Here is a 19,293-nt window from a genome sequence, read left to right on the forward strand (position 1 = left end):
GCCACTTCGTACTCTCCTTCGCGACGACGCCCTTGTTTCCGACATCGTGGCCAACGCACCAGGAGTGCGGGTATGACGAACTCACCGGGCCACATCGAGCTGGAGCGGTCGATTGACTCCATTCGGATCGGGTCGCGACATCGCACCGACCTTGGCGAAATCGACGTCCTCGCAGCCTCCATCGAGCAGCATGGCCTTCTCCAGCCGATCACAGTGACGCCCGACGGCACGCTCGTCTGCGGTGCCCGTCGCCTTGCCGCTCTTAGACAGCTCGGGGTACGCAAGCTCAACGTCTGGGTCCGTTCCGGAATCTCAGAGCGACTCACCCAGCTACTTGCGGAGCAGGACGACAACACTCTTCACAAGCCGCTGAGTCCTACTGAAGCGGCCACCCTGTATCGCGAGGTCAAAGTGCTTTTGGCCGAGGACGCGCGGCGCCGTCAGGAAGCCTCGCGATTCGGTTCCCAGCAAGGAAACCCCAGGTCAGCCGGTGCTGCCGAATCGGCAGCACCGTTATCCACTCGCGATGGCTCTGCCCGTGAACAAGCGGCGCTTCTGGTGACCGGCCGGCGTTCGTACACGACGCTGGAGGGCATCGGCGAGCTTCAGCGAATTGCGGCTGACCAGACTGTCGACGAGACGGTGCGGACGCGCGCGAACGCTGAACTCGACTTGATTCACAACGGAGGATCGGTCTTGTCTGCACAGCACCGAATGAACACTCAAGTTGCCGTCTTCGAACTGGAGCGGATGGCGGCAGACCCCGGACAGCCAGCTAGCATCCGCGAAGCCTCATCGGCGGGTGCAACCCGGATTCACGCCGCTGCCCCCATGACCCCGGATGCCGACCTCGAACGTCTGGCTCAAGATGCGCTGGCACGTGCCAAGACCGCGACAAAGGCCAAGAAGACTCGATCGGCTCCCACCGCCAACGCGAAACTGCCCGTCCGTTCGTTCGTCTTCCTTTGGCACGATCTGGGCGAATGGTGGCTGCGCTACGACGTCGCCGAGATCTCGGCCCAACTCACGGATGACCAATGGGACCAGTTCGAAGTCACGCTTGCAGGCACCGTAGCTTTCGCCGAGCAGCTACGCCGTATGCGCGACGCTTCCCTCGGTGTAAGTCAGCTCTCAGCAAGCCGATGATCCGTCCCATGACGCACTACGTCGCCTGGACCTGAGGCGTCTGAAATGCCCCTCGTCCACCAGCGCCGCTTCATCATCGCGGTCATCTGCGGCGGCCTCACGCTGATTCTGCTCATGGCGATCGGCGTGTATGGCCTGATCCGAGGCCCTGAGAAGACGAGCCACCTGGACCGGCCCGCGGTCGAGACGTCGGTCCCGTCAGTCGCGCCTGAACGCGCCGGTGAACCGCGGCCGGTGCTCGTGACGACGGACCCCGAGGTCTTCGCCCGCAGGGTGGCACACGCCTTGTTCGATTGGGACACCCGGCACGAGGGTGGCCCTGCCCAATGGGCGCAGGTACCGCTCGACGTTGCTGACGCGGAAGAGGCGCCAGCCCTGGCATCCGACGTTCGCGGTTACCTGCCGAGCCCTGAGATGTGGGAGCGCATAAGCGCTTATGGGACTCAACAACGGCTCGACGTGGAGTCAATCGCCGTTCCCAAGTCGTGGTCCACGGCACGGGAACAAGCCACGGCGGGACAGCTTCCCCCTGGTGCAGCGGCACTTACGATCACGGGAACTAGTCACCGAGTGGGTACGTGGAATACCGAAGTCATCCGCACAGAGCGTCCGGTGGCGTTCACCATTTTCGTTGCGTGCCTCGAGGGCCAGCCGTGTGTGCTCCTTCGGCTTTCGCAGCTCGACCGTCCTCTGAAGTGATTGAGCGATGAAAAAGCTCATAGTGCTTGTTGTGTTTTTCACACTCGTTGGCCCCTTCATCGGGCTAGTGAGTGTGGCCACCCTTGTGAACCCAGCGGCGATTTCGTGCGGTTCGGGATCCCTCGCCGTCGGCAGTGTGCCCGAGTCGCTGACAGCCCAGACACGCGATGGCCGTTCGATCGCTCTGAACAAGCGCCAGCTCACCCACGCCGCGACGATCGCTACGGTAGGTGCGCGAACCCCCGGGGTCGGGCGCGAGGGCGCTCTCATCGCGTTGATGGCCGCGCTCACGGAGTCGACGCTCCGGATGCTGGCGAACACCAGCGCCTATCCGGAGTCATCGAATTATCCAAACGACGGACTCGGCTCCGATCATGATTCCCTGGGGCTGTTTCAGATGCGATCTGTTTCAGGTTGGGGAACGGTGGCCGAGCTGATGGATCCGGACTACCAGGCACGAGCATTCTTCGGCGGGCTTTCAGGGCCAAATGCCGGGTCACCTCGCGGGCTGCTTGACATCCCGGGTTGGCAGTTGCTCGATCCGGGCGCGGCCGCGCAGGCCGTTGAAGTCAGCGCCTATCCGGACCGGTACCAGAACTTCCAGCCCGTCGCAGAGTCGATTCTCGCCGCGTTGACTCGACCGCAGTCGGCGAGCGCCGCAGGTTCCGTCAATATGGTCCCCGAGACAAGGCAGGTGGCGTTCCCGCTCCCCGACGGCACGTACACAAAGACAGACAGCTTCGGAATGCGAACCGACCCCTACAGCGGTGAATCTAGATTCCACGCCGGAAGTGACCTCGCGGCACCCGCGGGCACGCCGATCCTCGCGGTCGCCGACGGCATCGTCACCTTCGCCGGGCAACGCGGTACCTACGGAGGCCTGATCGTCGTCGACCACACTGTCGGCGGCGAGCGCGTCGCCTCGTACTACGCCCACATGTACGACGCGGGCATCCTGGTGACCAAGGGTGACAGCGTTGCAGCCGGCCAGCATATCGGCGATGTCGGCTCAGCGGGCAAATCGACCGGCCCCCACCTACACCTCGAGATCCACCCGGGCGGAGCAGACCAACCTGCTGTCAATGCTGAGCAGTGGCTCGCCGAGAACGGCGCCGCCGGTGTCGCAGGTGCGGCGGTCACCACAGCAGGATGCACACCAGAAAGGGCTGAGTGAGATGGATGTCTTCCCCGACTTCGGAGCCGTCGGCGGCGCCGAAGAACTGCAGAACATCGTCGGCGCCATGCTCACCTTTGTGCTCATGATCTCGGTACTCATGATGATCATCACTGGCGTCACCTGGGCGCTCGCCTCGGCGAGCGGCAACTTTCAAACGGCCGTTCGCGCCCGCACCGGGCTCTGGGTTGCCTGCGGTGCAGCAGCCCTGGCAGGCGCCGGAGTCGCCTGGGTCAACTTCTTGATCGGCATCGGTTCAACTCTGTAACGGCCGCAGCCCTCACGGGACGCAGTGCGCTCCTGTCTGTCGTACGTCCATCGACCGAGGGAGCTGATTGTGATCGACATTGATCCAAATGGGACGGGCCTACCTGGCATCGACCAACTGCGCACCATTGTGGGTGCGGTGATGACCATCGGCTTGGTCCTCAGCGTGCTCGCCTTGATCGTCGCGGCCATCGTCTGGGGCTTCGGGGCCAACTCGTCCAACCCGCACCTCGCTTCGCGCGGAAAGACCGGCGTGCTCGTGTCCTGTGGTGCGGCCATCATCTGCGGGGCGGCTGTGACGCTGGTCAACTTCTTCTGGGGCGTCGGCCAAGCCGTCTGACCGTGACTCAGACATGATCGAGACGATCCAATGAGCGTGTGCGATGTGCCGGTGATCGCGAGCGTTTGCGACGCCGTCGGTGAGGGCACCGCTTCACTGGTCGCGGCGCCGTTCGATTGGCTGGCCAACGCGATGGGCTCCGCCGCCGCCTGGTTGTTCGAATCGGTGTGGGCTGCGTTCGACACGACCACACTCGTCGACGTCACCGATCCTGGCTACATCGATGTCTACAACGTGCTCTTCGGCGTCGCGGTCTTCGTCACCCTCGTGCTCTTCTGCCTGCAACTCATCACCGGGCTCATCCACCGCGACCCGACGGCACTATCCCGGGCTGCGACAGGCCTCGCCAAATCTGTACTCGGTGCTTTCGTTCTCATCACCATCACAGCGTTGCTACTCGAGATCACTGATCAACTCACGATCGGCATCGTTCAGGCAAGCGGCAACACGATGGAAGGGATGGGTGATCGCATCGCTCTGCTCCCCGCCGGCCTCACAGCAATCAACGTCGCTGCTCCCGGCGTCGGCGCGATCGTGACGATCTTCCTGTCCGCGCTGGCGATCAGCGCCGCGGCGATCGTCTGGTTTTCACTCCTCATTCGCAAGGCACTTCTGCTCGTGGCGATCGTCTTTGGGCCAATCGCACTCGCAGGCGCCACCTGGGATGCCGCCAAAGGATGGTTCGCGAAATGGGTCGCCTTTGTAATTGCACTCATCCTGTCGAAACTCGTGCTCGTCGTGATCTTCCTGGTCGCGGTCGCGCAGGTCTCGGCCCCGATCGACGCCGATCTCGCCTCCATCAGCGACCCGATCGCGGGCATCGTGTTGATGTTCATCGCCGCGTTCGCGCCATACATCACCTACAAATTCATCAGCTTCGTCGGGTTCGACATGTACCACGCCATGTCGAGTGAGCAGGAGGCGAAGTCGGCCCTGAACCGTCCCGTACCTGTGCCTGCCGCACCCATGGCAGACAGCGCCAAGAAGATCCTCGGCCCGAGCGGAGGCGACGAGAAGGGGGCAACGGCTCCAACCGCTCAGACAGCGAGTCCTTCTCCATCTGCGCCAGGACCCACCACCGCTTCGCCGACAGGGAGCCCCGGCCCCACTGCCGGAGCGTCCAGCCTTGCATCATCAGGCGGCGCCAGTGCTGGAGCTGGCGGCGCGGGAGCAGCAGCCGGGGTGGGCAGTGCAGGAATCGTGGTTGGAGCAGCAGCCGCCGGCGCCGCCGCGGAGGCCGGACCCAGACTCGGCAACGCGCTCGGACAGACTGCTGACACTCAGACACAGGCAGTCGGCGACGCCGCCGGACCGAGCGCACCTACGCCGGAACCCGAACCCATGCAGCCAAGAACTCCCACGCCCCTAGCCGATGCACCCGCCGCGGCATCCCGACTCGACCGGAAGGAGGTTTAGCTGTGGACGCCGACGAGAACCGCGCCAAGTACCAGCTGTCCCCCGTTCAATTCTCCCGCCTCACCAAACGCGGCATCGTCCTGAGCCTGTCGCTGCCACAGTTAATTGCGCTGTCGATCGGGATGCTCACTCTCGTAACAGCGCTCTACACAGCTGGCGCCTCCGGCCTAGCGTGGACAAGTCCCGTCTGGGTGACCACCGCGGTCATCGCGGGTGTCTCGATCGGCGGTCGCAAGCTCGTCGAGTGGGTGCCGGTCGGCACACGGTGGATGTGGCGGGTTGCTTACCGCCAACTGACCTATCGGCGCCGAATCATCCGGCCGCGCCCCGTTGGAACGCTGTCCCTTCCCGGCGATGCGGCCGCCCTTCGCGAGTGGAACGATCCCGAGTCTGGGGCGGTCATGATTCACGATCCGCACGCGAAGAGTCTCACCGCTGTGGTGGCCGTGTCGCACCCGGCATTCGCGTTGCTCGACCCCGGTGAGCAGCATCGGAGGGTGACCGGTTGGGGGCGTGTACTAGCGGGCGCGTGCAGATCAGGACGCATCGCGCGACTACAGGTGTCGGAACGCACACTGCCCGATTCGGGCACCGGGCTCGCCGAGTGGTGGGAGCAACATGGCATCGATGACGGTGGTTGGGCTGCAGTGACCTATCGGGATCTCATCGGGAGAGCCGGACCAGCCGGAGAGCGTCACGCCACCACGATTAGCCTCTCCGTCGATCTCGCCTCGGCCGCGCGCCAGGTCCGAACGCAAGGCGGCGGCATGCGCGGTGCGGCAGCGGTACTCCGCCAAGAGATGACGGCCTTGACGGGAGCCCTGCGGTCCGCGGACCTCTCCGTCGGAACCTGGCTCACCGCCGACGAACTCGCCAGGATACTGCGAACCGCTTACGACCCCGCCGTGGGCGTCGACCTGGAAAGGCATCCTGACGTTGGGCGATCGCTCGCCACTGCAGGCCCGGTCGCCGTCACCGAAAGCTGGGATCGTCTGCGCACAGACAGTGCCTTCCACGCGGTCTTGTGGATCAGTGAATGGCCCCGTTCGCAGGTGTTCCCCGGCTTCCTGTCACCCCTCGTCTTCACCAACGGTGTTCTCCGAACGCTTTCGCTGCACTATCTCCCCGTTCGAGCGGATCAGGCTGCCCGCGATCTCCGCAAGAAGAAGACCGAGCTCATCAGCGATGCCCACCAGCGCCGGCGCATCGGCCAGATCGAGGATGCCAGTTCCACCGCGGAGTACGAAGACGTGCTTCAGCAAGAGGCGGAGCTCACCGCCGGCCACGGCATTGTTCGCGCAACCGGTCTCGTGTGCGTGACAGCATCCACTGCCGACGAGCTCGAGGCGGCTGTGGCGTCGATCGAGCAGGCCGCCATTCAGAGCTCATGCGAGACACGCCTACTCGTCGGCCAACAGGCGCAAGCGTTCACTGCCGCTGCGCTGCCCCTCTGCCGAAGCGTGTGAGCGGTGCGCACCTGTCTCGTGACGCAATCGATTGGAGTTGAGATGTTTGACGAAGGACTGAGAACAGCCGAACCTCGTTGGATCAGTGTCGTCTTCTTACAGGGAGATGAGGCGCACGCAGTGCTCAGCATGATCGACCTCAGAGGCGCCATCGCGGCGATCGGGCACTTACAACAATGGGACTACGGCGACGAGACTGTTGATACTGCTCTGATCGACGGGTATGTCTACGACCGTATCCCGGCCGGGCGGACAGATCGGATCATCGAAGACGACGGATCGCCCTACGCGCTGACCTACAGCAAACAATTCGGCTACGTGTCGCTGTTGCGCCGATATCCCGATGAACCTGAACCGAATCTTGCCCGGACCAAAAGGGTGGCATCCGCCCAGCGAGCCCAGTCCCGCCAGCCCGCGGCGACCTGGGCCAGCGCTCAAGCCCGATCGAGCGCCAAGTCAGCGCAGGCGGTCTCGCTGTGAAGAACTCATTGGACACACACCTGCACACCACTCACCTGCTTGAGCCGCACGGCGAAGTTCGGCGCGACCGCCAGGCGCGCAAACGCTCAGCGGCACAGATCGTGGCTGATGCGCGGCGGGCGAGGCATCTCGAGGCGCGCACACAGTGGCAGGCCGAACGGGACGAGGCTCGATCAGCCGAATACCTTGCCGCCGGCGGTGAGCCAGGTCCCGCACAACTTCGGATGCCCGGTCGGCTCCGGCTCCCGAAGCACCAGGACACCACCGCCACTCTGTCGGGTCATTATCCTTTCCTCGCCGAGGCCGGACTAGGCTCGGCCGGTGTCTTCGTCGGGCAGGACCTCTATTCGGGTGGCTCCTTCGTCTACGACCCGTGGGTGCTCTACCAACGCGGATTGATTACCGCCCCGAACATCGTCCTCGCCGGCATCGTCGGCTCAGGGAAGTCATCCCTCGCCAAGTCGCTCTACACACGCTCTCTCCCATTCGGACGCCGGGTCTACGTGCCTGGTGATCCGAAGGGCGAGCACACCGTCGTGGCCGAAGCTGTCGGCGGTAAGGCGATCATCCTCGGCCACGGGCTGCGTAACCGGCTGAACCCACTCGACGAAGGTCACCGGGCGGCATCCGCTACAGACGCCGAGTGGTCGGCACAGCTTGCGTCCCGGCGACGCGAGCTAATTGGAGCGCTCGCCGAGACGGTGCTCGATCGAGTCCTCAGTCCGCTCGAGCACACCGCCATCGACCTAGCCCTGGCGGATGCCGTTCGAAGCGCTGAAGTGCCGATACTCCCGATGGTCGTGGATCGTATCCTCGCTCCCAACCCCGAGGACGACGAGGGCCGCCTCGCCGAAGACGGGCGACTCGTCGGTCATGCGCTGCGGCGGCTGGTGGCCGGCGACCTTGCCGGGCTCTTCGACGGGCCATCCACTGTGCGTTTCGACCCTTCCCTGCCAATGGTCTCGCTTGACCTGTCGCGGGTGGCCGAGAACTCCACGCTCATCTCCGTGCTCATGACCTGCTCATCCGCATGGATGGAAGCCGCCCTTGCCGATCCGGCCGGCGGCCAGCGTTGGGTGATCTACGACGAGGCCTGGCGGCTCATGGCCTACCCCGCACTGTTACGCCGCATGGACGCCCAGTGGCGCTTAGCCCGACACTTCGGGATTGCAAACATGCTCGTCTTCCACAAGCTCAGCGACCTCGACAACGTTGGCGACTCCGGGTCTGCAATGCGCGCACTCGCGTCGTCGCTGCTGGCCAACGCCGAGACTCGCATTGTCTACCGCCAGGAACCGGACCAGCTCGGGTCCACGGCGAGCGCCCTTGGGCTCAGTGGAACGGAGCAGCAGCTGCTCCCCTCGCTCGGGACGGGTCAAGGCCTGTGGCGCGTCAAGGATCGAAGCTTCGTCGTGCAGCATCAACTGCACCCCAACGAGCTCGAAGCATTCGACACGACCGCCCGGATGTCCGCAGGCCGGTAACAGTGCGTCCCCTCAGCGGACCTTCCACCCAGAACAAGGAGTCATTCCAGTGGTCAAGAATGTGAGCGAAGAGCGAGAAGCGAGGATATTGCTTGCCGCGCTCTCCGAGCCGAGTGACGTCATCACGGGGACACTAGTGGCCCGTCTCGGCGCCGCGGCGACCATGCAGCTCATCACTTCCGGCGATCGGCTTCCGAACGGCGTCGAACCCGCCGAAGGCGAACTCTGGCGACGGCGACTGGCTCCCCGCATCGACCCCGGGCAGATCGACCGCATTAACGTCGACATGGAGCACCACGACATTCGGCTTCTGACTCCTGAGGACGTCGACTGGCCCGGCGAGCTGCAGCAGCTCGGCGCCACCGCGCCCATCGCTCTGTGGCTCAAAGGCGACCCGAGTCAGCTCTCGGCTCCCCTCCCCGGCCGCGTCACCATCGTGGGCTCCCGTGCCGCAACGGCGTACGGCAGCCAAGTGGCGACCGAGCTCGCTTCAGAGCTCGCCTCGCAGGGCCGGGTGATCCTTTCCGGCGGTGCGTATGGCATCGATGGATCAGCTCATCGAGCGGCCACGGTGTCCTATCCCGGTTCCACTGTCGCCGTGCTGGCCGGCGGGCTCGACAGACTCTACCCAGCCGGCCACGAGCAACTCTTCGAACGCATCGAACAGAGCGGCGGACTGCTCCTGAGCGAGCTTCCGCCCGGCGCCGCCCCGACTCGCTGGCGTTTCCTTCAGAGGAACCGGATCCTCGCAGCGCTCTCGGGCGCGACTATCGTCGTCGAGGCTGGCCACCGCTCCGGTTCGCTGAACGTTGCGGCCCAAGCGCACTCGTTGGGCCGACCAGTCGGCGCGGTTCCTGGACCGGTCACGAGCCCGGCAAGCGCAGGCTGCCACCGCCTGATCCAGGAAGGGGTCGCGAGCCTCGTGGTTGACGCTCAGGATGTGACGGACTTAATGGATGCCTCGGCCGGCTTCTCGGGAGACCGGACCTTCACTTACTCCCCCACGAGACGATTCAGTCGAAGCGGCACCGATCTCCGCCTGTAGGCGGTCTCCTCACGAAGGGACAGCACCGGTGAGCACACCGCGGAGTCAGGCCTCCCTTGGCGACGAGCTCGCAAACCTCGGCATCGGACTCCTGATGTGTTCAGCAGTACTTGCGCTCCTCCTCCGGCTGGCGGGTACCGTCACGGCCTGGGCGACAGGTATCGCACAACCGGCTGGCGGGCCCGAAACCGGACTCTCCGTCCTCCTTGACCCGGGCAACCCATCAGTCGCCATGCAGGCTCCCGGGCTGCACCCGCTTGCCTACTGGCCGACGGCCAGCATCATGGTCGTTGCCGTTGGCGCAGCCGGGACCTGGCTGTGGCGGAAGCTTCACGATCCGCAACGAGCAGCACGCATCGATCCGTACCGCATCCCCGGAATCGCGACACGGAACGATGTACTACGAGCGGCGTCCAGCAAAGCGCTCATGCGTCGCGCTGCGCATCTCCGTCCAGCCCTATCGAACGCGAAACCAACGGACGTTGGCTACCGCCTCGGACGATCACGAGGTACCGACGTCTGGGCCAGCGTCGAGGACTCCATCCTCGTCATCGGACCACCGCGCTCCGGCAAGGGCGCACACATCGTCATCAACGCCATCCTCGACTCCCCCGGGCCGGTCGTGACCACCTCCACCCGCCCTGACAACCTCACCGCCACACTCCGAGCACGCCAGCGGACCGGCCCGGTCGCGGTGTTCGATCCTCAACAGCTCGCCCTCGGCGTGCCGGCGGGCCTGCGCTGGTCGCCAATCCGCGGCTGCGAGGACCCGCTCACAGCGATGATCCGCGCAACGGGATTGGCAGCCGGCACTGGACTGGCTGCCGGCGGCGTTGATGGAGGCGGGTTCTGGGAGGCAAAGACACGCACTGCTCTGCAGGCGTTGCTTCACGCCGCCGCCCTCGACCACCGCACGCCCGCCGAACTCTTCCGGTGGACCCTCGACCCGGCTGCAGCTCACGACGCGGTCGCGATCCTGCTCAGCACTCCCGCGGCAGCCACCGGCTGGGGCGACTCCCTTCAAGCCATGCTGGAGGCAGACCCGCGAACGCGCGATTCGATCTGGCAAGGGGTTTCCCTCTCGCTAGGCGCTCTCGCCGACCCGCGCGTGCTGGATGCTGTCTCACCGGGAGAGGGCGAGAGCTTCGACCCGGAGGGATTCCTGCGCAGCAACAGCACCCTGTACCTACTCGCTACAGGTGCAGGCTCGAACAACTCCGCCGCATTGGTCTCGGCCTTCGTCGAAGACCTCGTCGAGACTGCCCGTCGCCTGGCCGCTCGCAGCGCAGGCGCGCGACTCGACCCGCCTCTGCTGCTCGCACTCGACGAAATCGGAAACCTGGCGCCCCTCCCCTCACTCCCCAACCTGATGGCGGAGGGCGGCGGAACTGGCATCACGACCATGCCAGTGCTGCAGTCGCTCGCACAGGCGCGCACAAAATGGAGCGAGAACGCAGCCGGCACAATCTGGGACTCGTCGATCGTCAAGGTCGTGCTCGGCGGAGGATCCAACTCCCGAGACCTGCACGATCTCTCGACGCTTATCGGCGAGCGCGACGAATCGACTGACTCGACCACCGTCGGCGATCGGGGTTCACGCTCAGCACAGCGGTCCATCCGCCGCGTCCCGATCATGCCGCCTGACACCATCCGCACCCTCCCGTTCGGGACCGGCCTGATCATGCTCCGCGCGGCCCCGCCTGTCATCGGGAGCATGCAGATGTGGACCGCTCGTCCGGATGCGAAGACCCTGCTCGCCAACCGGGCGGAAATCGAAGCGTTGATGCGTAGGCAGCCCCCGGAGGAACCCGCGCAACCCTCGGTCAGTCAATCGGAGTGACAGCGCGTCCCACACGGCGTCACTGAAGAGGGCGCCGCGGTGGCGGTTCCTTCTGGTTTTGTAGGTAGCGGCACACCTAATAGTGAGCGCGGATCAATATGGTCCGCCCAGGAACAGGAGGTCGAGTCCCATGGCGTTTCACACGCAGCAGTCGCTGTCAGGTTTCATCGCCTCGGAGCCGCAACAGTCGGTCACCGAGAACGGCGACACGCGCTTCTACGTGCGCGTCGGCCAGCCCCACTTCCGTCGCGAAGGAGGAGGATTCACCCCACTCGAGCCAAGCTTCCACGACCTCGTCGCATACCGGGCTACGGCTGAAGGGGCGCTCACTCGGTTCGCGAAGGGCGACAGCTTTGTTGCCGAGGGATACGTTCGCAGCTTCCAAGTGGAGCGCGAGGGGGAAGTCATCGAGCGGGAGGAGTTCGTCGCCAAAAAGATCGGCCACGACCTCGCCCGCACAAATTATGAGGTGGATCGTGCTCGCCGCCCAGCACCGGCCGAGGGCATGAACACACCGGCTGTCCAAAAGGTCATGTGGCGAGTCCCCGGGCTTGCTCAGCCCCATTCGGCCACGATCGGGTTGTGACGGTGATTATGACCGCGCCACTGGACGAGTGGGTCCCCGACGATCAAGAAGGCTCGTTCGCCGGGGACTCATTCGACGATCTCGACGGGCCGCTCACGGCAGAGCCGCCACATCCTGTCAACTGGAATCTCCTCACCGCCGACGAAGCCGAGGTCGAATGGATCGAGCTCAACCGGTGGGTGAATTGGCTACGCCGAACGTATGGGCTCCCGGCCTCCGTCCTACCGCCATTCTGGCACCGCCACCCCGAGCTTGTCTGGGAGCTCTCAGCGCTGCACCTTCATTGGCTCTGCGCCTACGACCCCGATCAACACGGCTCGGCACCATTCGGCTGGCACCGTGACTTTGCCGATGCCCGTCAGCGCCTCCACGACTGGGTTTCGACGTCGGGAACGAGGCTCGAGCGCGACCGATCAACGCGGCAAACCGCTTGGCCGGGCGAACCTCCCGCCGACGCCGTCGAAGACATCATGATCGGCAACCGCGACGAGGACTTCACGCTCTTCGTCATTCAGGATGTCGGGAGTCGTCGCGAGGCCGCAGCCGGATTGAATGGTCTCACCGCCCATTTAGACTCGAACCCTCCGGTCCACGAATGAAAGCGTCGCCCTCGATCGCGCCATCCCCCGAGGTTGCTCGCAAGTACAGATGCCGCGCACGACGGTCGCAGAGCACCCTGGTGCTGGCGGCGTCGACGCATCACGATTTATGAAACCAACCGGTGATAAGCACGCCCCGCGTCGTACGCCGGCGGACGATCGATAGCTCCAAGCCGCAAGCGACTCAGCTTTGACGATCTAACAAATCATTGGACCGTCTGCCCCGGCGGCGTTTGAATCCGCCATCCAACGCAAGGTCAGAAGCCATAGAGATGCTTTCGGTCGTTAAAGGCGTCACGTCCGCCCTCCAGAAGGTCCTCGGCGTGTGCCAAAATTGCTGGTTCGTCGAGTGATCCCAGGCCCTGCGCGGCTACCCACGCACGTGAACCGTCGCCTGCCAACACGACAATCAACTCCGCGTCGCCCAGTACTGGGATGTTGGCGTTGTGTGTGCTTGCAATAATTTGGCGGTGGCCCTTGAGCTTTCGGAGCCTTTTCACAATCTCGCGGAACACGAATCGATTGTCGAGATCGTCTTCGGGTTGGTCAATTACAAGTGGACTAGAAGAGAAGCCGAGCAAGAGCATCAACAATGCAGTTGCACGCTGACCTTTTGATAGCTGGTCGAGCCTGCGGAACGTGGCCGCCCCTGCCCCACTCGAAGTGTCCAAATAGACGTCGACCGCTTGGTCGATACAGCACTCTTCCAGCTTGCGGAAAAGTGGCTCGCCGGCGTTGATTAGCGCGTTGGCTTGCGCACCCTTGATTGAATACAGCCGCTCGAGGTCCACTGCCCCAACGCGAGCGGCCATGACGAACTGAGCCACCGAAAAATTCTCGTCCTCAAGCGCCGCCATAATTGTGGACCGCTGACCAACTGTGTTGCTTTTGACAAGCGCGATCAATTCGCGTCGATCTGAAGACTGGACTGCTCGCAGATTGATCGCTTTGCTGGTCGCTTTGTTGGCGTCGCGGATAGTGTCCAACAGGTGCTTCGCCATCGCAGTTTGATTTACCTGGAGCTGTCTAACGAGGCTCGCTCTCTCCTTCGCGAGGTCTTTGAGCAGCTTGTCCGAGGCCGGAATCCGTTGAGCCTTTGTCTTTAGAGTCTCAAGTTGACCAGAAACCGTCAGATACTTTTCCGGCTCCAGCCCACCAACTCGAAGCTCGCGGAGCACTTCGTCATGGGCGGCTTTCTCGCCGGCTGTGGCCGCTTCCCATTCGTCCTTTGCGCCTGCCAACTCCAGCTTCGCGTCCGCAGCAGCGGCCTTGAGCGCCTCGATTGCGGCTCGTATTGCCACGCCGAGCGCCTGCCCAGCTGCAGCGGCACGCTGGAGCGTCACTTTCTGTGGCGACTCATCTATCAATTCGATGGACGACGCCAGAGTCGTTAGGAGGTCACCAGCCGCGATCTCAGCAATTGCCTTGTCGGCTTCCGCGACCCGATCCCCGACTTCTTTGAAAACGGAATCATCTTGCTGAAGGCGCCGTAGGTCTTCGAGTCGCTTCGCTACGTCGGTGTCTTTGAACCTGTCAGCCTGTGCTTGTAATCGATCCAGGTCCGCGAGTTCATCTTCGAGTCTTTCCCGATCGCCTTCGGCGCGATCAAACCGCTCCCTGTTGTCAACGAGTTTCTCAACCAGATCCTTGCGGTCAGTCTGAGCACCGTTGGATGGATTGAATCGGTGAAGCATGGCAGCAACCGCAGTGTTGTCGTTCGCTAGTTCAGCGAGCTCATGCTGCCCGTAGATCTCGACGCTTCCGACAACATCCTCGGGGCGCAGATCGGTTGCTGTGCCGCTCGAATCAAGAACAACCGCAGGCCCGGGAACTGTTCGCTGGATCGTATATCTGTCTGCAGTCGGTGAGATGGCTTCCACTACAAGGCTCACCGTCGTGCCCACCCCGAGTACGTGTTTGACGATGCCATCGTGATCGCTGCGCGCTGCTGCCCCCAATGGATCGATCTCCAGAACAAATCGGAGGCTCTCAACGATTGTGGACTTCCCAGTCCCTCGTCCTCCGATGAGGTTCGTCATGTCATCGGGCAACGTGAGCGTGACCCCGTCGATGAAACCGCCCTGCCAAGATACTTCCCTGATGATCGCACGCGGAGACGATTTTGGGTCCACGACCGAAACACGCGTAGAAGGGATATGAACCGCATGCTTAATCCCAGCCAGACTACGACGGCTCATCTTGAACCACGTCGAACCGCCAGGCTTGAGAAGCGTGTCCGGGTGACAGACATCGTCAGAGTAGATCATTGCGATGGGATACTGACGGTCGAAAGGGGGCTGGCGCCTGAAAATCGCCTTCTGCTGTCCGGCCTCCCCAACCGACGGAGTTATGCCGATCGCATGGAGGTCGCTATGCATCACCATCTCAACCAAGGACAGCCCACCTCGGCCTGTCAGGAGGCCGCTACTGGCGACGTTGGCGTGCGCTGGGATCACTAGGGCGCCCATTGCGGCCATCTCAGTAAGGATCCTTGAATAGGAATCACCCGTCGCCGAATCTTGCCCAGGAACACCGCCGCACTTTCCAATGGCTGCATTGATGAGACCCGGCCTTGTCCCAGCCTCGAATATCACAAGGAGGTGAATGCCTTCTGAGCTGTTGGCCTCGAAGCCAGGAAGCGCGACGATTCCGCGACTCTCAGCATCGGCGACAAGCTGAAGGGCAGAATCCACAGACCAATGGTCAGTTATGGCGATAATCGAGATTCCTTGAGCCTCGCACCGGTCGAGCAATGCCGTGTTGTAATCGTTCTCGCTCGCGAATATACGAGAGGGCTGGGCTTTGCCTTTGTACGAATAAGGATTGATCTGGAGCGCAGCTCGGAACCAACTTGCTCCGACCTTGTTCGGCGGAACTGTTTCAAGAACATCTTGGTCTACTTCGCTCATGCGTTGTTCCCTGTTTTGGAGGTGGACAAGATCGTCGAAATGGAGCGGTGAAGCTCTGTGAGGACTCGACGTCCGAAGTCGCTGGGTGTCGCCAGCCGGTCCTCCACAAGCCGGCTCGCAATCACCCGCTTCCCCGGCATCTTTAGCGACTGCTGGGTCGCCCACCTATCCAAGAACGAAGGCCAGACTTCCGACGCTGGGTCGGGCAGCTCGGGGAGATCGGGGACAGCCTTCCCTGGATTGCATTCTGCAAGGAGCGCTCGCACTGCCTCAAGATATGAGTCCGAATCGAGAAGGTTCTCGAGCGTGAGAGCATCGAGCGTCACGATCCGCGCCCCCGGCACTCCGCCTCCAACAAGCGCCCTACGAAGGTCCTGCCCGCCTTTATCTCCGTCCACAAGGAACGCAACTCGTGCGCCAACTAGATCAAGCTCTGGGTACATTATGGTTCGGGCTTCGGACAGCCCGGGAGCCACTTGGTATTCAAGGTCGGCGACATTGATTGCCGACTTGATCAGTGACGGAAGTAAAAGCATCTCCGTTGCCCCTTCCGCGAGCACCACGAAACGTGCCGCGGAAAAGGCAGCGGCTCCAGCACCCATCGCGAGCATGAGTGGCGAGTAGCCGGCCGCGCCGTGCCAAAAGCTGCCTTGAATCACACTCCGGTACTCGCTACCGGCGTCCGGCACAACTGCACGGATGTTCGAGCCGAGGTCCGGGGGAAGGCAAGCGGGCGAGTGCGTGGTGTAAACAATTTTCGCCGCTTGCTGCTGCGTCATGAATGTATTGACAAGGTCTGCCTGGGCGTCGATGTGCAAGTGCGTCTCGGCTTCATCTATGAGAAGGATTGGGGGTATAGTTTCGTCCCGAACTGCGAGGAAGGCCACGAGAGCCACGAACATCTGGAGTCCAGCACTGCGCTCATCGAACTTTGTGATGCGTTTGCCGTCCTGGCGGATGCGAATAGTCAGTACAGTGCCTTCGATTTTGAGCCAAACGGTGACAGCCGACTGTTTCCATGCTGCAGCGAACTTAGCGGCAAGGACTTGATTGGCCACATCGATGAGTGTCTCGCGCTCCCCTTCGTCGCCGCTTTGCAATGCGGCCCAGAGACTCTTTAGGTCGAGTTCAGCCATGCCAAGCAGATTCGCGAGAGAGGCTGGTGGGGCCGCAACGAACTCCTCCGAGAGCGCATGCGCTGATGCGAGAATTCGATCAGCGTCGCTGAAGAGCAGGATGTTGGGAGTGCGGCCGAAGAGCGTCGCGGCCACTGCTCGCGTTGGATCCTCCCGTTCGACCCATGTCAACACAGCACTAAGTGCATCGGCCATACCCACTCCGAGGGAGTATTGATTTAGACGGTCACGAACCTGTCGAAGGTCAGAATCATGAACCGTCACGGCAAGACGACCGTCGCCCGTCTCGAAGGCTTCGAGGAACATCGAAATCGTGTCTCGTGTGTGCTGCTGGAGCGATATGCGATGCTCGTCGACCAGGACCGAGTCTCCGCCCTCATCGGGCACTGGCGGACGATACTGCAGCTCTGCATACGACTTCTTCGTCGCTGTAGCTCGCAGAGCAAGCACAGCAGCCTCAAGAGGTGCGAATGCTTTCAAAGGCGATGGGACGACAGTGACAGACGGGTCAGTTCCACCAGCAGCCGTGCGCGACAACCAAATCGACGTCGGAGGCTCCTGGAGTCCATATTGTTCAGCGGAAGTCCTGTCCCCCGCATTGAGCAGATACTGCACCCGCACGACAACGTCGCTGTCCTCAATGACCAAACCACGAGATCGTTCCGACGCAGAAAGCGTAGCCCCGTTGTCGGTGTATGCGAGAGCGCGAAGCAGGGTGGTCTTGCCCGCTTCGTTGGGGCCGACGATTGCGATGACCTTGTTGTCGAGATTCACCTTGCCGTCCGCGAGGCGCCCGAATCCCGTTATCTCCGCTTTGACGAGCCTCATATAAGTTGTTGTCCTCCATTCGATCTCAGCCCGAAGAGTCGCTCGATGAGCTCGCCAAATCTTGGGACCTCGCGATGCCTCGCGCTGCGGCCGCCTGCTACGAAAAAACGCGAACCCGGAGGCAGCACCTTCGTGATTGGGGCCATGGCTCTTCTCTTGCGCATCTGCGCACGATCTAGTTGTACTTGCCGTGCAAGTCTCACCGTACCGGCGACCGCCGACACCGCTCGCGTGTTGCGCTCGTTTTGGGGGTGCCAATCGTGCCGCTGCGCCACAAGAGGGGCTCTTGACTAACAGAAACGGCCACAAAGGCGCTCAGGCGCATGAAACGTGAAGCATGCTAGTGGACCGGCCCGCCACGCCTCAACAACAAAACAACGTGAATGACCAAGTCGATACATGAAGCATCTACTTGGTCACCCGCCTAGTACCTCGTCAAGGATTTCCGCCGTCACCGGGTCGACCTGGTCAGCGGTGACTACATAGCTGTTTCGGGTGGTCTGCTCATTCGCGTGTCCGAGGAGCCGAGACGCCAGCGTGATGCCCGCCGCCCGCTCAACGAGTGTCGCAGCCGTGCGTCGGTAAATATGAGTGGTGTACTCGTCCACGTCCACTCCCAGCTTGATCAGGCTCGCGCGCTCGTCGGCAATGAATGAGCGCAACAGGCGCTCGTAATTACTGACGCTCAGTGCGCGTCCGGTCTTAGTTGGGAATAGTGACGCCTCTAGGTCGGGTTCAGCCAGTGCCAGTCGTCGGCGGACGGCCGCTGCTGCCATCGATGGCAGAGCGATGCTGCGTCTCTGTCGGGAGCGCTTGGGTGTGTCCTTCCGGTGGATTCCTTCCGCCTTGGTGCTGACTATGGTGCCGTTGACGACGAGAGTCGGTGGCCGGGTTGTCATGTCTACATCGCAGCGGCGCAGGCCGAGGCATTCTCCAACCCGGATGGAGGTGCCCAGCATGATCTCCATGCCGTCGATCAGAATGCGGTAGTTGGGTCTGGGGCCGTCCGCTCGCGTTTCTCGCCAATCCTGCATCAGCTCACGAATGGTGTTGAGTTGCTCAGTGGTGAGCGTGGATTCCTTTTTTGGGGCCGTCGGCAAACGCTGCACGTCTCGCACTGGATTGCTGGGCAGCGCGTCGTCGCGCACGGCGTAGCCGCAGATGAGGCTCAACACGGCGCGGGCGTGGCGTGCTTTGGAGATGGATTCTTCCTCGAGTATTTTCTGGAGGATGCGGTCACACCGACCGACAGTGAGTCGGTCGAGCTTGATCCCCCCGCAGCGGGGCAAAATGATGAGGCGCGCAGTTGTCTCATACGATTCGTAGGTGGAGTATGTCAGGCTGCCCGTTTTCGCGCGGGCGGCAATTTGAGAGAGCCAGAGTTCCACCACTTGGTTAACGGTGTTCTTGGGCGAGAGAGCGCCGGTGCCGCCGGTACCGAGCACCGCTGCCTGCCGCCGAACGTCTGCGCGCGCGTTCTCGTCAGTGTGAGCAACCGCGGACAGACGATGCAGGACTCCGCCGTCGTCTCGGAGGGAAGCGCGGGCTCGGTACCGGCCGTTCGGCAGGACTCCCACAGTTATGGCGCCCAGCACGCCGGCAGCGATCTGTGGCCTAGCCATGCCGGTGTTCCTGAGCCCAGGCGAGCACGTCCTGAACGTCGTAACGGACGTGACGGCCTAGCTTGAGGTAGGGCGGCCCCGTGCGGGTCAGGCGCCAGTCTTCCAGGGTGCGCTCGGGTAGCCGGAGCAACTCGGCGAGTTCACGCTGGGTGAGGAACGTCGGGGTGATTTGTGTCGTCGCGTCCATACCCAAAAGGTGTGCGCGCCTTGTCGTGACTATTCCGACTATGCCGGGACGGGTCCGTATCAGTCCGGG

Annotated in this window: 17 protein-coding genes; 13 read left to right on the forward strand and 4 right to left on the reverse strand. The window is 62.9% G+C overall.

Features of this window, described 5'->3' with window-relative positions:
• The first annotated feature begins 72 nt into the window (after nucleotides 1-72).
• The 13 genes from BJQ94_RS11900 to BJQ94_RS11960 all read left to right on the forward strand — a co-directional run bounded on the left by BJQ94_RS11900 (nucleotide 73) and on the right by BJQ94_RS11960 (nucleotide 12,542).
• Nucleotides 73-1,146: a ParB/RepB/Spo0J family partition protein gene (locus BJQ94_RS11900; protein WP_265400393.1), complete on the forward strand. Its 1,074-nt coding sequence runs from the start codon at nucleotides 73-75 to the stop codon at nucleotides 1,144-1,146.
• A 45-nt stretch (nucleotides 1,147-1,191) separates the two neighbouring features.
• Nucleotides 1,192-1,845 (forward strand): hypothetical protein, encoded by a 654-nt coding sequence (locus tag BJQ94_RS11905; protein ID WP_265400394.1) that lies wholly within the window; start codon nucleotides 1,192-1,194, stop codon nucleotides 1,843-1,845.
• 31 nt (nucleotides 1,846-1,876) lie between these two features.
• Nucleotides 1,877-3,019 carry a M23 family metallopeptidase gene (locus BJQ94_RS11910; RefSeq protein ID WP_265400395.1) on the forward strand — a complete coding sequence of 381 codons (1,143 nt, stop codon included), beginning with the start codon at nucleotides 1,877-1,879 and terminating at the stop codon, nucleotides 3,017-3,019.
• 1 nt (nucleotide 3,020) lies between these two features.
• Entirely contained in the window at nucleotides 3,021-3,287 is a 267-nt protein-coding gene (locus BJQ94_RS11915) for a DUF6112 family protein (RefSeq protein WP_265400396.1), read from the forward strand.
• Nucleotides 3,288-3,356: 69 nt separating this feature from the next.
• Nucleotides 3,357-3,626 (forward strand): DUF6112 family protein, encoded by a 270-nt coding sequence (locus tag BJQ94_RS11920; RefSeq protein ID WP_103432436.1) that lies wholly within the window; start codon nucleotides 3,357-3,359, stop codon nucleotides 3,624-3,626.
• A gap of 30 nt (nucleotides 3,627-3,656) precedes the next feature.
• Nucleotides 3,657-5,042 (forward strand): conjugal transfer protein TrbL, encoded by a 1,386-nt coding sequence (locus BJQ94_RS11925; protein ID WP_265400397.1) that lies wholly within the window; start codon nucleotides 3,657-3,659, stop codon nucleotides 5,040-5,042.
• 2 nt (nucleotides 5,043-5,044) lie between these two features.
• Nucleotides 5,045-6,508, forward strand: a complete 1,464-nt coding sequence (locus tag BJQ94_RS11930) for an SCO6880 family protein (RefSeq protein WP_265400398.1) — start codon at nucleotides 5,045-5,047, stop codon at nucleotides 6,506-6,508.
• 120 nt (nucleotides 6,509-6,628) lie between these two features.
• Nucleotides 6,629-6,988, forward strand: coding sequence for a hypothetical protein (locus BJQ94_RS11935; RefSeq protein ID WP_275875485.1), 360 nt, complete (start codon nucleotides 6,629-6,631; stop codon nucleotides 6,986-6,988).
• Between the two features lie 8 nt (nucleotides 6,989-6,996).
• A complete protein-coding gene (locus BJQ94_RS11940) occupies nucleotides 6,997-8,472 on the forward strand; it encodes an ATP-binding protein (RefSeq protein ID WP_275875486.1) in 1,476 nt (491 codons plus the stop codon).
• A 49-nt stretch (nucleotides 8,473-8,521) separates the two neighbouring features.
• Complete coding sequence (gene dprA / locus BJQ94_RS11945) at nucleotides 8,522-9,517, forward strand: DNA-processing protein DprA (RefSeq protein ID WP_265400401.1); 996 nt, start codon at nucleotides 8,522-8,524, stop codon at nucleotides 9,515-9,517.
• 28 nt (nucleotides 9,518-9,545) lie between these two features.
• Complete coding sequence (locus BJQ94_RS11950) at nucleotides 9,546-11,357, forward strand: TraM recognition domain-containing protein (RefSeq protein ID WP_265400402.1); 1,812 nt, start codon at nucleotides 9,546-9,548, stop codon at nucleotides 11,355-11,357.
• Between the two features lie 130 nt (nucleotides 11,358-11,487).
• A complete protein-coding gene (locus BJQ94_RS11955) occupies nucleotides 11,488-11,943 on the forward strand; it encodes a single-stranded DNA-binding protein (protein ID WP_265400403.1) in 456 nt (151 codons plus the stop codon).
• Nucleotides 11,940-12,542 carry a hypothetical protein gene (locus tag BJQ94_RS11960; RefSeq protein ID WP_265400404.1) on the forward strand — a complete coding sequence of 201 codons (603 nt, stop codon included), beginning with the start codon at nucleotides 11,940-11,942 and terminating at the stop codon, nucleotides 12,540-12,542. The genes BJQ94_RS11955 and BJQ94_RS11960 overlap by 4 nt, the downstream gene beginning before the upstream one ends.
• A 257-nt stretch (nucleotides 12,543-12,799) precedes the next feature.
• On the opposite strand, the gene BJQ94_RS11965 is transcribed toward BJQ94_RS11960, so the two are convergent.
• From BJQ94_RS11965 to BJQ94_RS11980, 4 genes are all read right to left on the reverse strand, one after another.
• Nucleotides 12,800-15,451, reverse strand: coding sequence for a TrlF family AAA-like ATPase (locus BJQ94_RS11965; protein ID WP_265400405.1), 2,652 nt, complete (start codon nucleotides 15,449-15,451; stop codon nucleotides 12,800-12,802).
• On the reverse strand, nucleotides 15,448-17,415 hold the full coding sequence (locus BJQ94_RS11970; RefSeq protein WP_265400406.1) for an AAA family ATPase: 1,968 nt from the start codon (nucleotides 17,413-17,415) through the stop codon (nucleotides 15,448-15,450). The genes BJQ94_RS11965 and BJQ94_RS11970 overlap by 4 nt, the downstream gene beginning before the upstream one ends.
• 416 nt (nucleotides 17,416-17,831) lie before the next feature.
• Nucleotides 17,832-19,037, reverse strand: a complete 1,206-nt coding sequence (locus BJQ94_RS11975) for a tyrosine-type recombinase/integrase (RefSeq protein ID WP_265400407.1) — start codon at nucleotides 19,035-19,037, stop codon at nucleotides 17,832-17,834.
• Entirely contained in the window at nucleotides 19,030-19,224 is a 195-nt protein-coding gene (locus BJQ94_RS11980; RefSeq protein ID WP_265400408.1) for a helix-turn-helix domain-containing protein, read from the reverse strand. The genes BJQ94_RS11975 and BJQ94_RS11980 overlap by 8 nt, the downstream gene beginning before the upstream one ends.
• Between the last annotated feature and the right edge of the window lie 69 nt (nucleotides 19,225-19,293).

The organism is Cryobacterium sp. SO2 (assembly GCF_026151165.2).
Lineage (GTDB): Bacteria > Actinomycetota > Actinomycetes > Actinomycetales > Microbacteriaceae > Cryobacterium.